The organism is Blastocatellia bacterium (assembly GCA_016713405.1).
Taxonomy (GTDB): Bacteria; Acidobacteriota; Blastocatellia; order Chloracidobacteriales; family JADJPF01; genus JADJPF01.
This window is the reverse complement of sequence record JADJPF010000016.1, coordinates 1-19,509: the sequence shown is the minus strand read 5'-3', so window position 1 is coordinate 19,509 and position 19,509 is coordinate 1. Positions and strand designations below refer to the sequence as shown.

Here is a 19,509-nt window from a genome sequence, read left to right as displayed (position 1 = left end):
AAAGTTTTGTTTCACAAGAAACTAGTGAATCTTAAATTAGAAACAATTTACCATTAATAATTGCAATTTATTCTGCTCCAATAGATTTTAGCAGTTTTTTAACTTTTTTATGGTCGCCTGCTTTAGCATAACAAGCGGCTGTGCTGCCAGTAGAGTCTTTTAGATTGGTATCTGCTCCTGATAATAATAGAATGTTGACAATCTCATCTCGCCCATCAACAGCAGCAAAAAGCAACGCACTCCGCCCATGAATATCAGTAGCGTTAACATAAGCACCTGCTGAAAGTAGCATTTTGACTATCTCTATATCACCGTGAACAGCCGCATGCATTAAGGCAGTTGTGCCAAATCTACTTCTAATCGAAACATCTGCACCGGATTTAAGCAAAAATTTAAGCATTTTTCTGTCCTCTACAGCAAACATCAAAGCTGTTTCACCATAAATATTTGTGCTATTTATGTTTACACCTTTATTTAGCAGAGTTTTGACTTTTTTGATTTCATTGTTGATAACAGTAGAAAAAAGCTCTTCAACATCTTCAGCTATTTCAGGCAATTCTTCTTGGCTATTGTCTATTTGTTTTCGCTCTTCATAATAGCCTAACATTTCCTCTGCTGGAGAAAAAACATAACACCTCCATTATATCCTGTCGTAGGTGTAAGCCTTATATTTGTCATTTTTCCAACAATGATCATTTGTTTTCTTAAAGTGCTGAATCCACTAGCAACAACTGAAATTGAATATTCTTGTTCTGGTAAGTTATCAAAATAAAATTCTCCATTTTCATTAGTAGTTGTGGTTTTCTCATATAAAAAAGCTACTCCTGTTAAAGTAACGTCTGCTCCAATAATAACCGCGTCTTGTTCATCTGTAATTGTACCTTGGATCGAAGCATAGCCCCCTTCCCAAGTAGGATCTGGTAAATTTGGATTATTTAGTTTTGTTTCAACTACAACATTATCACCTATTGGAAGCATAGTTTGAGCTATAGCAGGAGACGCGCTTAAGGCAGTAGCTAGCAAAACACCTGCGGCAAATTTTAGTAACGGTGATGGATTTAACCTAAACTCGCTATTATTAGAAGGCTGAAAGTTAATCTTTTGATCACTTGTTTTATAGTACCTAACACACAATCGACCATTGGACTTTAAGACTAGCTCAAGGGCTTGTTCGCGGGTCATTTCAGAAATGTTATTAACACTTTTGCTGCAATGTTCACAAAATCTTACTTGGTCATTGCCTACCATTTTTTCCCAATCTGCTGAACAAGGGGAAAGCACTTTTAATCGTTGTTCAAAACTTTTTTTACTCATAAAAAAGACACCTCTCCTATCACCTAAAATTTAGGCTAAAAATTTATTATTGAATTATTTAAGAAAGTGATGGTGTTGGAGCAGTGCTAAAAGTGAAAATGTGCTGGAGTAGTTAAAATAACCTTTAGGCAAATCAAGTGCCATAAGCAAAATTATGTAAGCCATTTATCACTAAGCTAATTATAATAATGGACTTAATAAAATTTAATGGATTAACATATAGGTAAATTATCCAAAATACTAAGTAAAAATGTTGGAAAAAATGTAAAGATATGCAAAAATCTGGAAAATTATTTCTATAAATTTTGTAAAGATCAGATAGATAGTTAGCACCTTTTTGACCACCTAAAACTTGTATTTTTAAGCCTTTGAAAATTAAATAAATAGCTCTATTGAGGTCTAAAACTTTTCTGTGTCAAGGTGTCACCAACTGTAATTTGCTCAATACACTTTATTTTTGATTAATTGTAGGATAGTAAGCCAGTTATAACCAGTTTAAGAAGAGGTGATGATATGCCAGAATCCAACGTTCTAACTTCCTATGGAGTTGAAACACAAACATCAGATATTCCAAGTCAACCATGTGTTATGGTGATATTTGGAGCATCAGGAGATTTGACTAAAAGATTGCTTGTGCCAGCACTTTATAATCTAGCTTGTGATGGGTTGCTTGCAGAAAACTTTGCATTGCTTGGTTTTGCAAGGTCGGATTGGACAACTGAAGCATTCCGTCAACAAATGAATGAAGACATTAAAAAATTCCATACACGCCAACAATTTGACCAAGAAGTATGGGATAAACTAGTAAGCCGCTTTTATTATATGTCAGGTGAGCCAAGTAACCCTGAACATTTCCAAAGACTTAAAACAGAAGTTGCTAATCTTAACTCTCAACATAACACTGAAGGTAATGTACTCTTTTACTTTGCTGTTGCACCACGATTTTTTGGGATGCTCTGCGATAACCTTTATAATGCTGGTTTTCAAGGCGGTACAGGTTGGAAACGTATCATTGTTGAAAAACCTTTTGGTACTGATCTTGAATCGGCTCGCAAGCTTAATAAAGAAGTGCTTGCACATTGGGACGAAAACCAAATTTATCGAATTGACCACTATTTAGGTAAAGAAACTGTACAAAATTTATTATCTTTCCGTTTTTCTAACGGTATTTTTGAACCGCTATGGAATAAAAATTATATTGATAACATTCAATTTAATGTTTCTGAGGAAGTAGATGTAGGCTCACGAGGTGGTTATTATGACACTTCAGGCGTTTTACGAGATATGATGCAAAATCATATGTTTCAAATGTTAGCTTGTCTTTGTATGGAAACACCTGGATCTTTTGAGCCTGATTCAATTCGTAATGAAAAAGCTAAACTCTTGCAATCCATTCGAGTTTACACACCCGAAGAAGTAGAGCGTTATGTAGTGCGCGGTCAATATGGGCCAAAACTTGATGAAAATGGCAATGTTATCAAACCCGGCTATCGTCAAGAAAAGGATGTTCCAGCAGAATCTAAGACAGAAACCTATACAGCAGCACGCTTTCATATAGATAACTGGCGTTGGGAAGGTACACCCATTTATTTACGCTCAGGAAAAGCTTTATGGAAACGCGGGACAGAAATTGTTGTAGAGTTTAAGAAAGCTCCTCAAGTTCTCTTTCGTAATACCCCTGTTAAGCAACTTCATCCTAACCGGCTTATTTTCCACATCCAACCCTATCAAGGCATTGAAATGCAGTTTCAAGCTAAAATCCCAGGGCCAACACTTCAATTACAACCTGTCAATATGCGTTTTTCTTATTCTGATGCCTTTAAAGCTTCTCGTTATACAGGTTATGAAGTAATGATATATTCCTGTTCGCATGGCGATACAACACTCTTTTCACGTGGTGATTTAGTTGTAGCTGCTTGGGAAGTAGCACAACCAATTATGGATTATTGGGCTGCTACACCTGCAAATAATTTTCCAAACTATGCTCGTGGTAGTTGGGGGCCAATAGAGGCTTCTGACCTTATCGAAAAAGATGGACGGCGTTGGTTTGAAGTTGTTACAGATGATTTATTAAAGCGAGTCGCTTTGTTTCAAAATGGGGATATGCTTTTCCTCTCACAAGTTATCCAAGCATTACGTCCAAAAATGGCGGAAGCAGGCGAAATGATTATTAATAAAGGTGAAATTGGCCGCGAAATGTATTTACTTGCTCGTGGTGAAGTTGACGTGCTAGATGATTCTGGAAATGTTGTTAAGGTGCTTAAGGATGGTGATTTCTTTGGTGAGGTTGCACTTTTGAAATCAACTCCTCGTATGGCTAATGTTCGCGCTCGTTCAAGCTGTGATCTTTTTGTGCTAGACAAAGCGGACTTTAACCGCATTCTACACGATCATCCACAATTTGCTGAAAACGTTATGAAGGTTGCTAATGAACGCTACAGCGTAAAATAAAAAGAAAATTCTGTAAAAATAGAGAATGCCACCTAAAACTTAAATTTTAGGTGGCATAAATTTAGATGGGTAGATGTTTAATTATTCTTAGTTACTCTATGACAGCAGATGTTACATCTTTATTTTCATCATAGACTAGGGTTAATTTTTCAATTTGAGTTAAGTTAAGACCTTCCCATTCTTCATTACCAGAACCATCAGCCCAAGCTACCATAATATCCCATTTTGCAGCCTTAGCTTTTGGATGAAATTCTATTTTTAAAGCTGCTCCATTCTTAAATGTTTTGCCATGTAGAACTTCATCATCTTTAGTCCAATCACCTGTACCAGTAGCACCAATGTAGAGAGCTTTAATGTCATAACCTGTTTTATTTACAATGGTAAAATCAAGCTCTGCATTTTGTGCAGCAGAAACAGTTGAAGTTAAGGAAGTGCTGTTAAAATTGCCAGTAAATCCTAATACACCGAGGCAAAGCATAATGGAAGTAGCAAATACAAAAATTTTACGCATAAATGTCTCCTTAAATTTTCTAAAATCTTTATCTTAAATTTTTATTACTCAACAGCCCTAAAACATCATTTGGTTATGCTCATAAACAACCTTAACAGGTGTTGGGGATAGCAACTTTTTAGACTGTCTTTACAAGAGAGAATATAATTTAATAAAAAATGTTTGTACAGCTAAATTATTCTATTTAATGAAGTTATATCGATGAACGGGTTTTTTTATCGCTAAAAGGTATTTAAATGGAAATTTTGATAAAAATTTAATTATTTGATTTAAGAAAACTTGCTTATTTAACTAAGTAATCATTTGCAGTCTGCTGAAAGTGTTATGGAAGTTGCTAACAAAGACTACAGCGTAAAATAAAAAGCAAACAAAGCAGTGAGTAATAAACAAGTAAAAATAGAGAATGCCACCTAAAATTTATTTAAATTTTAGGTGGCACAATTTAGATGGGTAGATGTTTAATTATTCTATAATTGCAGAAGTTTCATTATTTTCTTTATCATAAACTAGGGTTACTTTTTCAATTTGAGTTAAGTTAAGACCTTCCCATTCTTCATTACCAGAGCCATCAGCCCAAGCTACCATAATATCCCATTTTTCTGCTGTAGCTTTTGGATGAAATTCTATTTTTAAAGCTGCTCCTTGCTTAAAAGCTCTGCCATGTAAAACTTCGTCTTCATTAGCCCAATCACCTGTACCAGTAGCACCAATATAGAGAGCTTTGATGTCATAACCTGTGTTGTTTACAAGAGTAAAATCAAGTTCTTCGTTTTGTGCTGCGGAAACAATAGGAGTTAAAGAAGTGCTGTTAGAATTGCCAGTAAATCCTAATACACCGAGGCAAAGCATAATGGAAGTAGCAAATACAAAAATTTTACGCATAAATGTCTCCTTAAATTTTCTAAAATCTTTATCTTAAATTTTTATTACTCAACAGCCCTAAAACATCATTTGGTTATGCTCATAAACAACCTTAACAGGTGTTGGGGATAGCAACTTTTTAGACTGTCTTTACAAGAGAGAATATAATTTAATAAAAAATGTTTGTACAGCTAAATTATTCTATTTAATGAAGTTATATCGATGAACGGGTTTTTTTATCGCTAAGAGGTATTTAAGTAGAAATTTTGATAAAAATTTAATTATTTGATTTAAGAAAACTTGCTTATTTAACTAGTACTTTTATACAAGCAAATTCAGGATGTCGGGAATAGAAATCTCTAACATAACGCCCATCACATAAAGTTACTAAAGTTCCTTCAGATGTATCTTCTTGTAAAGCAATTAGATAGCGGCTAAAAGCAAGGAGTTCTTTACCTTCAGGTGTTGCTAAAGCTTTTTGGAAAACTAAATTATCTCGATCAACAAAAATTTGTTTTGGAGTAGTCAAATTATTATTAGTTAAATTAATTGTGCCAAAGTAAAAATTATTTTGACTTTCGCCTAGGAATTCCCATTTCAAAGGGTTAGCAGGTGTAGGAGAAACAGAGAATTTTGTTATTTTTTCTTTGACTTGTGTTTGAAAATAGGTTTCAGCTTTTGTTAAAGCCTGTGTTTGTAAGTAATTAAGAGTTAGTAAATAGCTACATAGCAAAATTAAAGCAATTCTAGCAACCCAGTTTTTGCCTTGGTTAGTTGTCCATTCTCTAAAATAAAGTCGAATACTTATTAAAATCCCGACTCCAGCAGTCCAAATAGCAATAGTAATGCTAGCAACTCGACCAGAAAAAAACATTATTTGCCATGCAATAACTGCTAGCACAGCCCAAATAGCAGTAAGATTTTTAGAACGAACTCCTGTAAGAAAGACTGCTCCACCTAAAATTAACCATATCCAAGGGTCAACAATAAAAACAAGGTCTCCATAAAACCATTTTTCATTCCAAGGTAAAAAAAGGACGGATTCCATAATTATTAAGGCCGTCTAGCATTGGGTGAGTGCCAACAGCAACAAATGAAGAGATAAATAAGCGTAGCCAAAGGGAAAAAGAAGAAAGATTAATAGTTGTATTATTACTAGTTGTAGAATTCTGCCAGCGTTGCCAGAAAAACCAAGCGGTTGCTAATGCTAGCGATAAAATAATAACACCAGGAATAGCATGTGTTAGACCTCGATGGTGTCTTAAATAAGCTGTCTTACCAAATAAATTAACAATCACATCAATATCTGGCAAATTAGCCCCAATTACCCAAAGTGGTAAAATATTAGGAACATAGCGGTCAAAGCCACTACGATAAAGTACCGCACCAAAAAGTGAATGGGTGAGGTTTTCCATAAAATTTTAGCTATGCAAGAACTAATTTTTGTAATGCTGGCAATACTTCTTCAGCTTTTCCTTGTAAAAAGCAGTCTGTTCTAGTCTTAGTAATTCTAGTTGGTTCGGTGTTAATCTCTATAATCTTTGCTCCTAGGGCATGTACGGCTGTAGGTAGTCCCGCGGCTGGATGAACTTCTGCTGAAGTGCCAATAATAAGAAGTAAATCTAGGCTATTTTGCCAATGAATAATTTCTTGCATAACTTCTCGTTTTAGATCTTCGCCAAATAATATTACATCTGGTTTTAAGTAATGAAATAGCTGATGGCTTCCCGGTACAGTTGCAACACGTGGACAAGGTATGGGTTGAGGTGGTAGCCCTGTTGTAGGAGTCGGCTCATGATAGCCACATTCAGGACAAGCTAAGGTGCGCCCACAACCATGCATTTCTATTACTGTTTTACTTCCAGCAACTTGATGTAGCCCATCAATATTTTGGGTAATGACAGCGCGTAGTTTTCCTGCTTTTTCTAGTTCTGCTAGTGCAATATGGGCTGGATTAGGGCTAGCTTGACGAACCTGGCTACTAACAGCTAAAAACATTTTCCAAACTTTTTCTGGTTCATCAATAAAAGTGTTAAGTGTTGCATATTCCATAGGCTCAAATTCATCCCAAAGCCCTCCAGAACTACGAAAATCAGGTATTCCACTAGCAACAGAAACACCTGCCCCGGTTAAAGCAACAGCCGTCTTGCTTGCTCGCCAAATTTCAGCAGCTTTTTCTAAATTATTGTTTTCTGCACTTGTCATAAAACTTCCTTGAAGATTATTAAATTGCTATTATATGGGCTAAAATTAAACCCAATTTATCAGAAAATTACTAGTAGAATTTGACATTATATTGCTTATATAAAGCAATAAATTTTTAAATATCTAAAAATCTATGAGTTATCCCTGTTTAAGATGTGGTCGAACAACCATTAATCCTAATGAATTTTGTAGAAATTGTGTCTCACAAGACAAGACACAAAAAATATTGATTTTTGGTGCTGTTTTAGCAATTTTAGTGCTTGGAGCAATAGCCTTGTTGGTTTTTCAAGCAACACTATCATCATCTCCTACAGTTACATTAGTCAACACTCCTACACCAATAGCTATAACACCAATAGCCACTCAAACACCTGTAACTAATATTTCTTCATCTACTAATACCAGCCCAAAAACAGAGCTAATAACTACTTATTCAGCCACAATGCAACCAATAATGTCCGATGTTAGAGCCGAAATGACGGCTACAGTGCTTGATATTAAAGACTTTCTTAAATCAATTAATGCAATTAAGGATAGCAAAGATAATAAAGAGGTGCGCCGGATAATAGATAATTTTCGTGAGCAAATGAAAAAACATAGTGCAAAGCTTGTTACTCTTAATACATCTTTAAGATCTATTGCACCTCCTTCACAGTTAGAAAGCAAGCAGGAAAGCTTAAGCATTGCAATAAACAAATATAATGGTGCTGTTCAAGGCTATATCCAAGGGCTAGCCGCTTATAATTTCCAGCAAATTCGAGTCAGTCAAACACAACTAGAACAAGCAGATAAAGAAGTTTTAACGGTAATGGTTGAATTGCAAGAAATTTTTACAGAAAACAGTAAATAGAAAATTAATTTGTTAGTAGAATAAGAGCTTTTTATTAGGAAGTTATTAAATTTAGCCTCTCTCTTGGCTATTGCTCGTGTGCTATAATTGTTTACCTTTCGACAAATCGCCTTAAAATTTAACTTTAGAGGAAAATAATGCAAGGGACTTTAACAACTGCATATCTACCGGACTTACTGCGTACTATTTACACTCAGAGACGTACAGGCGTTTTAATACTTACTCAAGGCGATGTGCGAAAACAAGTTTTTTTTGAACTAGGCCAAATTGTTTTTGCCTCAAGTACCCGTAATGAAGACCGTTTAGGGGAAACTTTAGTTAGACATGGGAAGCTTTCTAGGGAGCAACTAACAGCTTTTCTTGATAGTTTAGAGTCAGGGCAACATTTAGGCAATGCTTTAGTTGAAAGGGATTTTCTTAATAATCGGGAACTAATTAGCTATGTTAATTTTCAAATCATAGACATTATTTATTCTCTGTTTAGTTGGACTACAGGAGCTTATGAATTTGCTCAAGGTGAAGAATATATGGCTCCAGAAGACCTAAAGCTAAAATTCTCTACTGCTACAGTAATTTTAGAAGGTGTACGTAGAATTGAAGATTATGAAGTTATTAGACGTGGTTTAGGTGATCTTAATAGGCTTATTATCCCAACAGAGTTTCCTTTACTACGTTTACAAACAATAGTATTAAAGCCTATAGAACATCGTATTTTAGAGCTAATTAAACAGCCAACAGATATTGTTAAAATCCTAGTTTCAACAAATGAGACAGCACAAAAAACATTAAAATCTTTGTATGGACTGCTTTCTATTGGACTGCTTAGACAAGCAGAAGTAGCAGAACTTTCAGAAACAACAGGAAAAATGGAGGCCCCAGAATCGCTACAACAACGTGCTGCTGCCGCGCTTCCAGCCTCATATACAGTTCGCTCTACAGAGCAAATTGCAAGACCAGCAGAGTTATCTTTTCCTGAGCCAAGTTCTACTCCTGTCACACCTACTAGCATAGCGCAAAATGCAGTTCAAAACATTCCCCAAAATGATGCACCGCTAGATTTAGAAAGGGTAAAAAGAGATATTTCTTTAATTAAAGACCGTGTTTCATCACAGGATGCTAAAGTAGTTTTTGGTTTAAGTCCCGAGCCTAGCGAGGAAGAAATCCGAAATGCTTACTATAGATTAGCTACTAAGTTTCACCCAGATAAATTTATTCAAGCCCCACGTCAAATAAGAGAAGATATAGACTATATTTTTTCTAATTTGACAAAGCTCTATAACAGATTGCAACAGGAAATGCCTAATGCTAGCTTGCCTCCAATTAATTTAAGTATTAGCTCTGCTGCTTTACCAAGACCTGCTAGCTTACAAAGTCCTAGTTCATCGGCGCAAACTGCACCATCTAGTTATAAGCCGACTTATCAACAAGCATCTTCTCCTTATCAAGTAGCTCCTCCACCTTCAGATTATCAAATTCCAGCATCATCCAATTACCAATCACCTAAATATCCAACAAGCGGTTATGTTTCGCCTAATTTATCATCACCAGCAGCTAGTTATTTACAACCTTCTTTTACACCTCCAACAAATTCAAGTAGTTTGTCAAATACTTCTCCTAATCGTGGGACAATGCGACCAATTTCTGATGAGCAATATGGAGGGATGCAAATGCAGAAATTTCCTCAACGTACTTTGCCTAGACTAGGTAAAATTGATATTGAGGGAGCATTAAATGATTTGTTTGATTATTTAGAAGATAGAAAAGCACCTTTATTTGTTGCTGATTCGCTTTCCTCGCTACTACGTACCAAACCGCCAACATATATTGAACAAGCAAATTTAGTTGAGGCAGTTGTTTCTTGGGCAAGACAAAAGGTTAGCTTTACAGGCCGTTCTCTTTCTGATGTACTTTTATTTGTTGTTAGTGCGATCAAACATGCAGAACAAGCTAGAGTCTTACAGGACTTTGAACCACAGAAATTTTATGGCTCTTTTATCCAAGAATTAGCTCGTTATTGTCCTCAAAATGAGGTGCAAAACTTCTTAACTCAAGCAGGACAGTTATAACAGATCTGCCTAGGTAGAATTTATTGTTTCAAAACTAATAGGACTTTTATTTTACAACACATTAAAAATAGCTAAATACTCTCGCATTGGTTAGGATGGCTTGCTATAATGCCAAAAATTCAGCAGTGGGAAGTGTTATGTCTAATAGCAAGCAAGAATTAATTATTAAGGTTTTAGAAGAAACAAAACTTTTTACACAAAGTTTATTAAAAGAAAATGAACGGCTACGACTTATGGTAGCCACATTAAGAAGAGTTGATACAGAAGTAAGCACTTCAGAACGCACAAAACCCGAAGAACTAGTAGGTTCTTTAGAAGATCGGTTTGAATATATTGCTAAAGAAAACAACCGTTTACAAAAAGAACTTGATTTAATAAAAGAAGAATTTACTAAAGCAGATTCAGAATCTCATAACCATTATTTACGTTATTTAGAGCTTGAAGAACAAAATGAAACTTTAGCAAATCTTTATGTAACAATTTCCCGCCTACATTCCACTTTCCAATTTAGCGAAGTAGTAGAAATTATTAAAGAAATAATTATTAATCATGTAGGTTCTGAGTCGTTTATTATTCTTTGGCAAGATGAAGCAACAAAACAATTTCAAGTAATTGCTGGTGAAGGTGAGCCATTAAATAACCAAAAAGTGTTTTCATCTGGAGATAACGCTATTAGCAAAGCGGCTCAAAGTGGAGAAATTTTTATTTCTATGGCTGATAGCGAAACGCATGACCCTATTGCTTGCATCCCCTTAAAAGCCTTTAACAAAGTCATTGGTGTAATAGTAATTTATAATTTACTAGCTCATAAATCTGCCTTTTCCCAAACAGACTTTGAATTATTTAGCCTAATGGCAGAACATGCTGCTTCAGCAATTGTCACCTCAATGATATTTGCCAAAGTTGGAACAAATATAGAAGAGTTTGTTGCAATAGAAAACTTGATGCAAATGATAAACACTTAAATTTTCATACTCTATAAGTTTCCTTTATTACTTACTTTTTAGCGAGTATTGTTGCTCGCTTTTTCTTTTTCAAATGTTCCTAGGACAGGAAAATGATCTGAAGCATTTACACAATCAATAATTTTCACTCTATTTAATTTCTGTGCTAGTTTGGCAGAAGCAAAAATATAATCTGTTCTATAATCAATTCTTATATCACCACGACTACGTATAGCCGTAACCCAATTAGGTTGAATAACTTGTTTATAATAAAGTGTATCGATCCAACCAAAAGATTCTAGCTCACTAATAACATCAAAACGTGGAGGAAGGTGATATTTGCTAGTTTGGCTTTTTTCTAAAAGTTCAGCTAAGTTTGTTGGATAAGGATCTTTTGTAGAAAGAGAATTTAAGTCACCTGCTAGTAAATAATATCCTTGCTCAAAATCTTTTTTATCAATTAATGAGCGTAGATAACGAGCCTCAACAAATCGCAAGTTTTCATTATGTGAATCAAAATGAGTAGCAAAAATATTTATTTTACTACCTAACCAATCAATGCTTGTGCGTACAATACAATGGCCTAAAAAAGCATCATCATTATAAGTAGTGGTTTCTATCATTGGAAAACGACTAAACAAAGCAATATTATAGCGGCTACCACTCCCACGAGGACGCGCTAAAGCAAGATAAGCAAATTCTTTAGTTGGCTTAACTGCAAGTATTTCAGCAACTTGTTCTAAACGATTATTTTCTTGCCAATCTAAGCATTCCTGTAAAATTAAAAAATCTGGGGTTGCTTTAGCAATAGTTTCTAACACTTGTTGAAAGCGTAATGTGTCGCCACCACCAAAAAGAATATTAAAAGTCATTACTTTAAAATCCATTTTAAATCCCTCTACAAAGATATTACTTTTGTAGGTTTCGAGCTTTTTCTAGTAAAGGTTTATAATGATTTAAGAGTAAATTTGTTGTTATAGCTTTTTGTAATAAATTTTCTGCTTCCTTTGCCAGATCATTATTTTTTTCAAGGCTGGCTCTAAGTAAAAGTAAATGCCCATTGATAGCCAAAATTTCTGCTTTTTCAGGGTCTATTTCTAAAGCTTGTTTAATTAGTGTTAAACCATTATTAATAGCTAGCATCGGGTTTTGGCTGTTTTTTATTTGCCACTGTGCTTGCCATAAATAGCTTTCTGCCATAATTTTATAAACAGTAGACTTACTATTAGATACTTTGCTTAAAATATTTCTAGTTTGATTAAGAAGTTTACTAGGATCTTGATTTTGCATTATTTGCCAACAAGCAGACATAAGTTCTAAATAACTTTGCTCTAAATAAATTTTTTGATAATTAGGATCAAGCTTATTACCTGCTTGAAAATTTTCTCTAGCTTGCTCTAAAAGTCCTGTAGGGTCAAGGTTTTTAGTTAAATAATAAAAAGCTTTTTTATTATAAATAAGCCCTAGGTTATAGTAAGGCTCTACTGTATCAGGATCTAACTCTACAGCTTTTTGGCTATACTCAATTGCTAAATCAAATAGTTTACTTGGATCTAAGTCTTTATTCATTAGTAAATTAGCTTTACCCATAGAGGTTAAAGCTAAATAGTTGTAAGCTTCTGCACGTTTAGGATTAAGTTTTATAGCTTCCTCTAAATGCTTAGTTGATAGCTCGTAAGACTTTGCAGGGTCAACTCCATGTTTAGCTTCATAATCTGCTTTATGATAAGCTGCTAAGCCAATATTACTATAAGCTGAATAAGTAGGTCTTATTTCAATAGATTTTTTTTCTTACGTAAGCATGACCTAAGTTATTATAGGCATAAGCATCTTTATTATCATAAAAAACAGCTTTTTTGGCTGTTGCAACAGCTTTATCAAAATATTCTGTAGGGTCTTGATTAGTATTCATTACTTCTTCACCTAACCGCCAAAGAACACGTGATTTTTTACGATAAACAGGAGAGCTTTCTGGATTAGCAATTAAAGCTTTATCACAAGCAGAAATAGCATCTTTATAAGCTGTTTGATAGAGTTCCTTATCATTAGTTATAATGCCTACATCCATTATTTTAGAATATTGATCACATTCCCCTTCATAAATACTATCGGCACTTTCTCCAATAGTTACAGCCAATTTATAAGCTTCTCCAGCTTTACTATAAGCTTCTTTTGCCTGTGGATAATTTCCCTTTTCTCGTTTAAGATCTCCTAACTTTATATAAATATCACCTTCTAGTTTTTTAGCTTCAAAAAGAAAAGGTATTTCTGTAAAAGCTTTTTGAGCTTTTTCTAAAGCTTTTTCATAGTTCTTTTCATAGAAAGCTATCAATCCTTCTGCGTAACTAGGAGAGATATTAGTTGAGGTTTTACTTGTACGTAAATATAAAAGGGCAGGATCACGTAATTCTTTTTCTATTTGTTCTTCTCGAGCTTTACGAAGTTCTGAGTTTGTAATACGCTCAGTTTCCATAAGTGCTTCTTGATAAAGTGCGCCAAGGGTTTGACCTAAACTATAGTAAAATTCTGGGCTATTATAACCACTAGCTAAAGCTATTTCTAAGTGTTATTTAGCTTTAGCATAGTCGTGTAAAAACAAATAGCCTTGACCTAAAGTATAATTATCTGGGCCAGAAGAAACTTTACCTAATTTCTGCATTTGTTGTTTTATATCAGCTATTTGCCGTTTTACTAAATTTTTTCTCTACTTAAATCATGAAGAGGTAAAAGATTACCAATCAGCATAGTTTGTTCAATATCTTTTACTTTTTGACCAAATTCTTGAGCTAAAAAGGCTTGTTCAGCGGCATTTAATCTTGTTCGTAAATTGCTAATAGCAGCAACTATTATTATTGCAAAAGTAAGGATTATAGAAATAACGGCTGTCTTATGATTTCTAGCCTTTTGAAAAATTCTATATGACAAAGTAACGGGTCTTGCCTGGATTGCACTACCACCTAGAAAGCGTCTTAAATCCTCGGCTAGGTCTTTTGCTGTTTTGTAACGGCGTTGAGGGTCTTTTTCTAAACATTTAGCAACAATGGTTTCTAAATTTACAGCAATACTTGGATCTATTTGTCTTAAGGTGGGAGCTTCTTTATTTAAGACCTTAAATAAAATATCCATAGGATTAATTCCTTCAAAAGGTAGCCTATGAACTAATATTTCATAAAGTGTAACACCTAGAGAATAAATATCTGTTCGTCTATCTATTTTATTAACTTGACCGCTAGCTTGCTCAGGAGACATATAAGAAGGAGTGCCTAAGATTTCACCTGTAACAGTCATACCTTTGCTAGAAACTTCTTTTACTAAACCAAAATCTAAGATAGATACTTGCAGCGTACCATCTGCCTTTTTTTCTACCATAATATTTTGAGGTTTTATATCACGATGGACTAGCCCTTGTTTATGTGCTGCGTCCAAGCCTTCTGCAATATCTATTACTAGTTTTAATTTTTCTTCTAAGCTTAATTCTTTGGCAACTTTAGCAAGTGTATTGCCCTCAATATATTGCATTGCAACAAAAATTTCGCTACCAATTTCACCTATTTCATATATTTTACAAATACTAGGATGATCTACTCTAGCTTGTGTTCGTCCTTCTAAAATCAGCCTTTGTTTAGCTCCACTATCATTATTATGAATAAACTTTAATGCTACATAACGATCTAAAGCCACATCATAAGCTTTATAGACGCTTCCCATTCCCCCTTGACCTAAAAGCTTAAAAACTTCATAACGCCCTATTTTCTTTAATATGTTTTTTTCTTCATTTGACAGGCTATTACGAGAGGAAGAAATTTTTTTGGACGTAGAAAAAAGCGTGTCTCGGCTAATAGTATTTTTGCTATCAGTTGCAAATGTTTTTAATGGATCTTTTTCTACTGAAGTTTGGGTAAAGATAGTTTGAACATTATCTTGTGTAGAAAGTTTGTAATCATAAGTAGGGTTTTCAACAGATAATTCATTATGTTGTTTAATTAAAGTAGGGTTTGAATTAAATAAGTCTAACTCGCTAAGTATTAAAAGTTCTCTTTTTAGCTCATTACTAGCAGTTTCAGTAAATAGCCCTAACTCTTGCATCTTATCAAGAAATTTTTCTCTATCCAGGTCAACTATTTTTAGTTCTGTTAGTTCTGTTAACTTTTCCTGGCTAAGTAAATTTTTTTTAAGTGCTAAATCAATTAGGTCTTGTGTTGTATATGTTATATTAGCCATAACTAGTAACGCTCCAAGCTAATAATACTACTTGTTACTAAGTTGCTAATAAACATATTTTTCTGTCTTTTAGTTAATTTATCACTTTAATAAATGAATCAATTAATTTTGCAAAAAGTTTTATTTAATTTGTTATATTGAATAAAAAATTTTTGTCTTTAGTCTTAGGATAACAAATTAATTTTATTTAAGCTTTTTATAACTTAGCATTCATTAGCTGAAAATAATAAACCCCAAACTAATCTTAAGGAGAATAGAGTATGGGTAAAAGACTACAATCTTTATATTTTCATATGTTTATGTGTTTTTGCCATTTGTTTTATATTATTATTACCTAATACTAATATTTTAGCCCAAGTGCAAATTGTAACGGATCCAAAGCTAAATGATAAACTTAACGAATTTCAACAAAACTTTGATATTAATCCTCCAGCAGTTTTAGGAGCAGTGCCATTTTTAGAGCTTAAAGGAAATAGCGGAAAGCTATCTTTTACCTTACAACAAAAGGACGCTATGACTTTCATTATGGTTCAGTACAATTTCTTCCTACATCTCCTATTAGTGCTAACCGCTTTTTTATAAGCCTTGCAATCAATCAAGTAGATATAATTGGCGATGCAGTAATAAATATTGCTAAAGGAAAAAATACTTTTGACTCAATAAGTTGTCCTGAAAGTCTTTTTGCTGCTGTTGATGTAATTTTTACTACTCAAGTGGAAGTTGCTCCTAGTGGAGAGTTAATTATTGGTGATGGAAAGGTAGAATTTGACCCTAATAGAATCTTAGCCAATCTTCCCTGCTTACAAAATCCTGCTATTGCCGCCAAGTTACTTCCTGCAAATATAGAAATAAACTTATCTGGCCCTAATAATATTTTAGATTTATTTGGTAAAGATTTAGCCATCAAAATAGGAGAAAAACCAAAAGGTAAACCACGTGATGGTATATTGAATTTGACTAATATGGCAATTCAAAACACTGTAAAAAAAATAGACTCACCTATTTCAACTACTAGCACTGATGTTGCAAAAACTAATTGTACAATGGTGACAGCTTTAGCATCTTCAGATTGTGGCTCAAAAGGTTTAATAGATGTAAAAAATATTTTTACTACTCTTTCTAGTATTTCTACACAAACTAGCCCAAATAATTTTAAGAATGCTTTGCAAATGTTTATTCAAGATTTGAAATTAATATCTCAGGATCTAAATCCATTTGGACAAAAAACATTGCAGAAATTTATTGATGATTTAAGTATTGTTATAGATGATGGAAAAATAGACCCTTTAGAAAAAGAAAACCTAGTTGCTAGTTTCTACAATTTAGTTTTAGTTGCAGGTATTAATAATACTCAACTAACCATTATTCAAAATAGTTTATTAACATCACTTGCAACTATTGCTGATACAAGTCAATTGGAAACAGATTTAATAAAACTTTTTATGGATGTTCAACCTTGCTTAAAACCCTAAGTAAGATTTAGCCATTATCTATTTTTGTAAGTTACGAGCTTCTATCAAAAGAGGCTCGTAATATTTTAATAACAAATCTTTTGCTATAGCTTTTTCTAACATTTTTTCAGCTTCTTTTGCTAAGTCTCTAGTTTTATCTTTTTCCTCTTTGGCTTTAAGCAAAGCTAAATGTCCATTTATAGCCAAAAATTCTGCCTTTTCAGGTTCAATTTCTAAACTTTTGTTGATTAGCATTATTGCCATATTAATAGTTTCTACAGCTTTATTATTATTTTTCATTTGCCAATCTGCTTGCCATAAGTAAGTTTCTGACATAGATTTGTAAAAATCAGAACTTGGTTCACTAGAAAGTTTTCTTAAAATAGTTCTAGCTTGGTTAATAAATTTACTTGGATCTTGATTTTGTAATATTTGCCAACGCGCTGCCAAAGTTTCTGAATAAATTTGTTCTAAGTAAATTTCTGCATCATCAGAATCTATTTTATTAGCTGTTTTTAATACCTCTCTAGCAGAGTTTAGAAATTCCTGTGGATCACGATTTTGCATCAAATAATAAAGAGCTTTTTTGTTGTAAGTAACACCTAAATTGTAATAAGGTTCTACTCCGTCCAGATCCATGCTTATCGCTTTTTGACTACACTCAATTGCTAGATCAAATAACTTTAGAGGATCTAAATTTCTATTTAGTAGGATATTTCCTTTGGTAGTATAACTAAGTGCTAAAGAATCATAAATAGCAGGATACCTAGGGTTAAGTTTAATAGCAGTTTGTAAGTTTTCAATTGAAAAATCATAAGATTTTATAGGGTCTATTTTATGTTCAATTTCATAATTACCTTTGGCCCAGGCCGCTAGACCAATATTATTATAAGCAGGAAAGTTTGGACTTAGTGCAATAGATTTTTGGTAACTTTCAATTGCTTTATCCAAAAGGACATCCATCTTTATCATTTTCAATTAAGTAAGCACCTCTACGCCAATAAACAAGCCCTAAACCATTATAAGTAAAAGCAAAATTAGGGTTTAATTCAATTGCTTTAAGATAGTTTTCTGCCGCTAAACTTAAGTTTTCTTCTGGATCTAAATCTATTTTTTGTTGGTAAGTAGCCTTCTTTAAATATGCATTACCTAAGTTATTATAAGCATAAATATCTTTATCATTATAGAAAATAGCCTTTTGGCCCATTTCAATAGCTTTGTCTAAATATTCTGTTGGATCTTGATTTGTGCTTATGATTTCTTCACCACGTCGCCAAAAAACGCGGGATTTTTTTCGATATGCAGTTGCGCTTTCTGGATTGGCAATTAAAGCTTTATCACAAGCAGATAAGGCTTCTTGATAAGCTGTTTGATAAAGATCTTTTTCACTATTTATAATTGCTACTTCCATTATTCTGGAATATCTATGACATTCTCCCCTCATAAACATTTCCAGCACTCTCTCCAATTGTTATAGCAACTTTATAAGCTTCTCCAGCCTTTTATAATCTTCTTTTGCTTCTGGTATTTTCCTGTTTCTTGTTTGCTATCAGCTAATTTTACATAAATATCACCTTCTAGCTTTTTTGCTTCATAAAGAGAAGGTATTTCACTAAAAGCTTTTTGGGTTTTCTCCAAAGCATCCATATAATTTTTTTCATAAAAAGCTACTAAACCTTCTGCATAAGCAGGTGAAACACGATTTGAGCCTTTGCTTTTGCGTAAATATAAAAGTGCTGGACTACGAAGCTCTTTTTCTATTTGTTCTTCCCGTGCTTTACGAAGTTCTGAGTTTGTAATACGTTCTGTTTCAATTAAAGCTTCTTGGTAGAGTGCGCCAAGGGTTTGACCTAAGCTATAATTGATTTCTGGACTATTATAACCATTAGCTAAAGCTATTTCTAAATGCTCTCTAGCTTTAGAATAATCACCTAAAGCCAAATAGCCTTGTCCTAAAGCATAATTACCCGGCCCTTCTGCTAAAGTGCCTAGTTTTAACATTTGTTGGCTTATATCTTTTATTTTTTGTTTTACTAAATCCTTTTCTCTACTTAAGTTATGCAAAGGTAAAACATTTCCAAATAACATAATGCTTTCAATTTCTTTTACTTCTTGACCAAATTGTTGTGCTAAGTAAGCTTGTTGAGCAGCATTTAGTCTTGTCCTTAAACTAACACCAGCAGAAACCAATACAACTATTAACGCAACAGCTAAAGAAGCAACAGCAATTTTATGATTTTTGGCCTTTTGTATCATTCGATAAGACCAACTAACAGGCTTTGCTTGAATTGCTGTCCCATCTAAATAACGGTTTAGATCTTCGGCTAATGCTTTTGCTGATTCATAACGACGTTGAGGGTCTTTTTCTAAACATTTAGCAACTATTGTTTCTATATGTATTGGAATGTTTGGATCTATTTGTCTTAAAAGAGGAGCTTCTTTATTTAAGACTTCTAACAAAATATCCATCGGGCTAAAACCTTCAAAAGGTAGCTGATGAACAAGTATTTCATATAGAGTTATTCCAAGTGAATAAACATCTGTGCGTCTATCTAAACTGCTAATGCGCCCACGAGCTTGTTCTGGGGACATATAACAAGGTGTTCCCAAGATTTCCCCTGTCATTGTCATACCT

At 33.7% G+C, this 19,509-nt stretch carries 19 protein-coding genes; 5 read left to right on the top strand and 14 right to left on the bottom strand.

Features of this window, described 5'->3' with window-relative positions; genetic code table 11:
- Positions 1 to 67: 67 nt before the first annotated feature.
- Complete coding sequence (locus IPK14_17575) at positions 68 to 607, bottom strand: ankyrin repeat domain-containing protein (GenBank protein MBK7995121.1); 540 nt, start codon at positions 605 to 607, stop codon at positions 68 to 70.
- Positions 601 to 1,314, bottom strand: coding sequence for a carboxypeptidase regulatory-like domain-containing protein (locus tag IPK14_17570; GenBank protein MBK7995120.1), 714 nt, complete (start codon positions 1,312 to 1,314; stop codon positions 601 to 603). The genes IPK14_17575 and IPK14_17570 overlap by 7 nt, the downstream gene beginning before the upstream one ends.
- Before the next feature lie 513 nt (positions 1,315 to 1,827).
- Between IPK14_17570 and zwf the strand changes: the two genes are divergently transcribed.
- A complete protein-coding gene (gene zwf, locus IPK14_17565) occupies positions 1,828 to 3,765 on the top strand; it encodes a glucose-6-phosphate dehydrogenase (GenBank protein MBK7995119.1) in 1,938 nt (645 codons plus the stop codon).
- 91 nt (positions 3,766 to 3,856) lie between these two features.
- On the opposite strand, the gene IPK14_17560 is transcribed toward zwf, so the two are convergent.
- The 5 genes from IPK14_17560 to IPK14_17540 all read right to left on the bottom strand — a co-directional run bounded on the left by IPK14_17560 (position 3,857) and on the right by IPK14_17540 (position 7,342).
- The gene (locus tag IPK14_17560; GenBank protein MBK7995118.1) at positions 3,857 to 4,276 is read right to left on the bottom strand and encodes a hypothetical protein; all 420 of its coding nucleotides are present in this window, start codon (positions 4,274 to 4,276) and stop codon (positions 3,857 to 3,859) included.
- A gap of 462 nt (positions 4,277 to 4,738) precedes the next feature.
- Positions 4,739 to 5,158 carry a hypothetical protein gene (locus IPK14_17555; GenBank protein ID MBK7995117.1) on the bottom strand — a complete coding sequence of 140 codons (420 nt, stop codon included), beginning with the start codon at positions 5,156 to 5,158 and terminating at the stop codon, positions 4,739 to 4,741.
- 283 nt (positions 5,159 to 5,441) lie between these two features.
- The gene (locus IPK14_17550) at positions 5,442 to 6,185 is read right to left on the bottom strand and encodes a hypothetical protein (protein MBK7995116.1); all 744 of its coding nucleotides are present in this window, start codon (positions 6,183 to 6,185) and stop codon (positions 5,442 to 5,444) included.
- Positions 6,154 to 6,552, bottom strand: coding sequence for a metal-dependent hydrolase (locus IPK14_17545; GenBank protein ID MBK7995115.1), 399 nt, complete (start codon positions 6,550 to 6,552; stop codon positions 6,154 to 6,156). Before IPK14_17545 ends, IPK14_17550 begins: the two co-directional genes overlap by 32 nt.
- Positions 6,553 to 6,562: 10 nt before the next feature.
- Entirely contained in the window at positions 6,563 to 7,342 is a 780-nt protein-coding gene (locus IPK14_17540) for an NAD-dependent deacylase (GenBank protein ID MBK7995114.1), read from the bottom strand.
- 133 nt (positions 7,343 to 7,475) lie between these two features.
- Here IPK14_17540 and IPK14_17535 point away from each other — a divergent pair, with 133 nt between their 5' ends.
- From IPK14_17535 to IPK14_17525, 3 genes are all read left to right on the top strand, one after another.
- Positions 7,476 to 8,192, top strand: a complete 717-nt coding sequence (locus IPK14_17535; protein ID MBK7995113.1) for a hypothetical protein — start codon at positions 7,476 to 7,478, stop codon at positions 8,190 to 8,192.
- Between the two features lie 137 nt (positions 8,193 to 8,329).
- The gene (locus IPK14_17530) at positions 8,330 to 10,258 is read left to right on the top strand and encodes a DUF4388 domain-containing protein (GenBank protein MBK7995112.1); all 1,929 of its coding nucleotides are present in this window, start codon (positions 8,330 to 8,332) and stop codon (positions 10,256 to 10,258) included.
- A 137-nt stretch (positions 10,259 to 10,395) separates the two neighbouring features.
- On the top strand, positions 10,396 to 11,223 hold the full coding sequence (locus IPK14_17525; GenBank protein ID MBK7995111.1) for a GAF domain-containing protein: 828 nt from the start codon (positions 10,396 to 10,398) through the stop codon (positions 11,221 to 11,223).
- Between the two features lie 38 nt (positions 11,224 to 11,261).
- Here the strand turns inward: IPK14_17525 and IPK14_17520 are convergent, their stop codons facing one another.
- The 4 genes from IPK14_17520 to IPK14_17505 all read right to left on the bottom strand — a co-directional run bounded on the left by IPK14_17520 (position 11,262) and on the right by IPK14_17505 (position 15,423).
- On the bottom strand, positions 11,262 to 12,089 hold the full coding sequence (locus IPK14_17520; protein ID MBK7995110.1) for an endonuclease/exonuclease/phosphatase family protein: 828 nt from the start codon (positions 12,087 to 12,089) through the stop codon (positions 11,262 to 11,264).
- A gap of 22 nt (positions 12,090 to 12,111) precedes the next feature.
- Complete coding sequence (locus tag IPK14_17515) at positions 12,112 to 12,792, bottom strand: tetratricopeptide repeat protein (GenBank protein MBK7995109.1); 681 nt, start codon at positions 12,790 to 12,792, stop codon at positions 12,112 to 12,114.
- Positions 12,793 to 12,976: 184 nt separating this feature from the next.
- Entirely contained in the window at positions 12,977 to 13,675 is a 699-nt protein-coding gene (locus IPK14_17510; protein MBK7995108.1) for a hypothetical protein, read from the bottom strand.
- A gap of 218 nt (positions 13,676 to 13,893) precedes the next feature.
- The gene (locus tag IPK14_17505) at positions 13,894 to 15,423 is read right to left on the bottom strand and encodes a serine/threonine protein kinase (protein ID MBK7995107.1); all 1,530 of its coding nucleotides are present in this window, start codon (positions 15,421 to 15,423) and stop codon (positions 13,894 to 13,896) included.
- A 713-nt stretch (positions 15,424 to 16,136) separates the two neighbouring features.
- Here IPK14_17505 and IPK14_17500 point away from each other — a divergent pair.
- The gene (locus IPK14_17500; protein ID MBK7995106.1) at positions 16,137 to 16,895 is read left to right on the top strand and encodes a hypothetical protein; all 759 of its coding nucleotides are present in this window, start codon (positions 16,137 to 16,139) and stop codon (positions 16,893 to 16,895) included.
- Positions 16,896 to 16,913: 18 nt separating this feature from the next.
- Here IPK14_17500 and IPK14_17495 read toward each other — a convergent pair whose 3' ends face one another.
- The 3 genes from IPK14_17495 to IPK14_17485 are packed head-to-tail and all read right to left on the bottom strand — an operon-like array spanning position 16,914 to position 19,499.
- Entirely contained in the window at positions 16,914 to 17,825 is a 912-nt protein-coding gene (locus IPK14_17495) for a hypothetical protein (GenBank protein ID MBK7995105.1), read from the bottom strand.
- Positions 17,818 to 18,318, bottom strand: a complete 501-nt coding sequence (locus IPK14_17490) for a tetratricopeptide repeat protein (GenBank protein MBK7995104.1) — start codon at positions 18,316 to 18,318, stop codon at positions 17,818 to 17,820. Before IPK14_17490 ends, IPK14_17495 begins: the two co-directional genes overlap by 8 nt.
- Before the next feature lie 38 nt (positions 18,319 to 18,356).
- Positions 18,357 to 19,499, bottom strand: a complete 1,143-nt coding sequence (locus IPK14_17485) for a protein kinase (protein MBK7995103.1) — start codon at positions 19,497 to 19,499, stop codon at positions 18,357 to 18,359.
- Positions 19,500 to 19,509 lie beyond the last annotated feature (10 nt).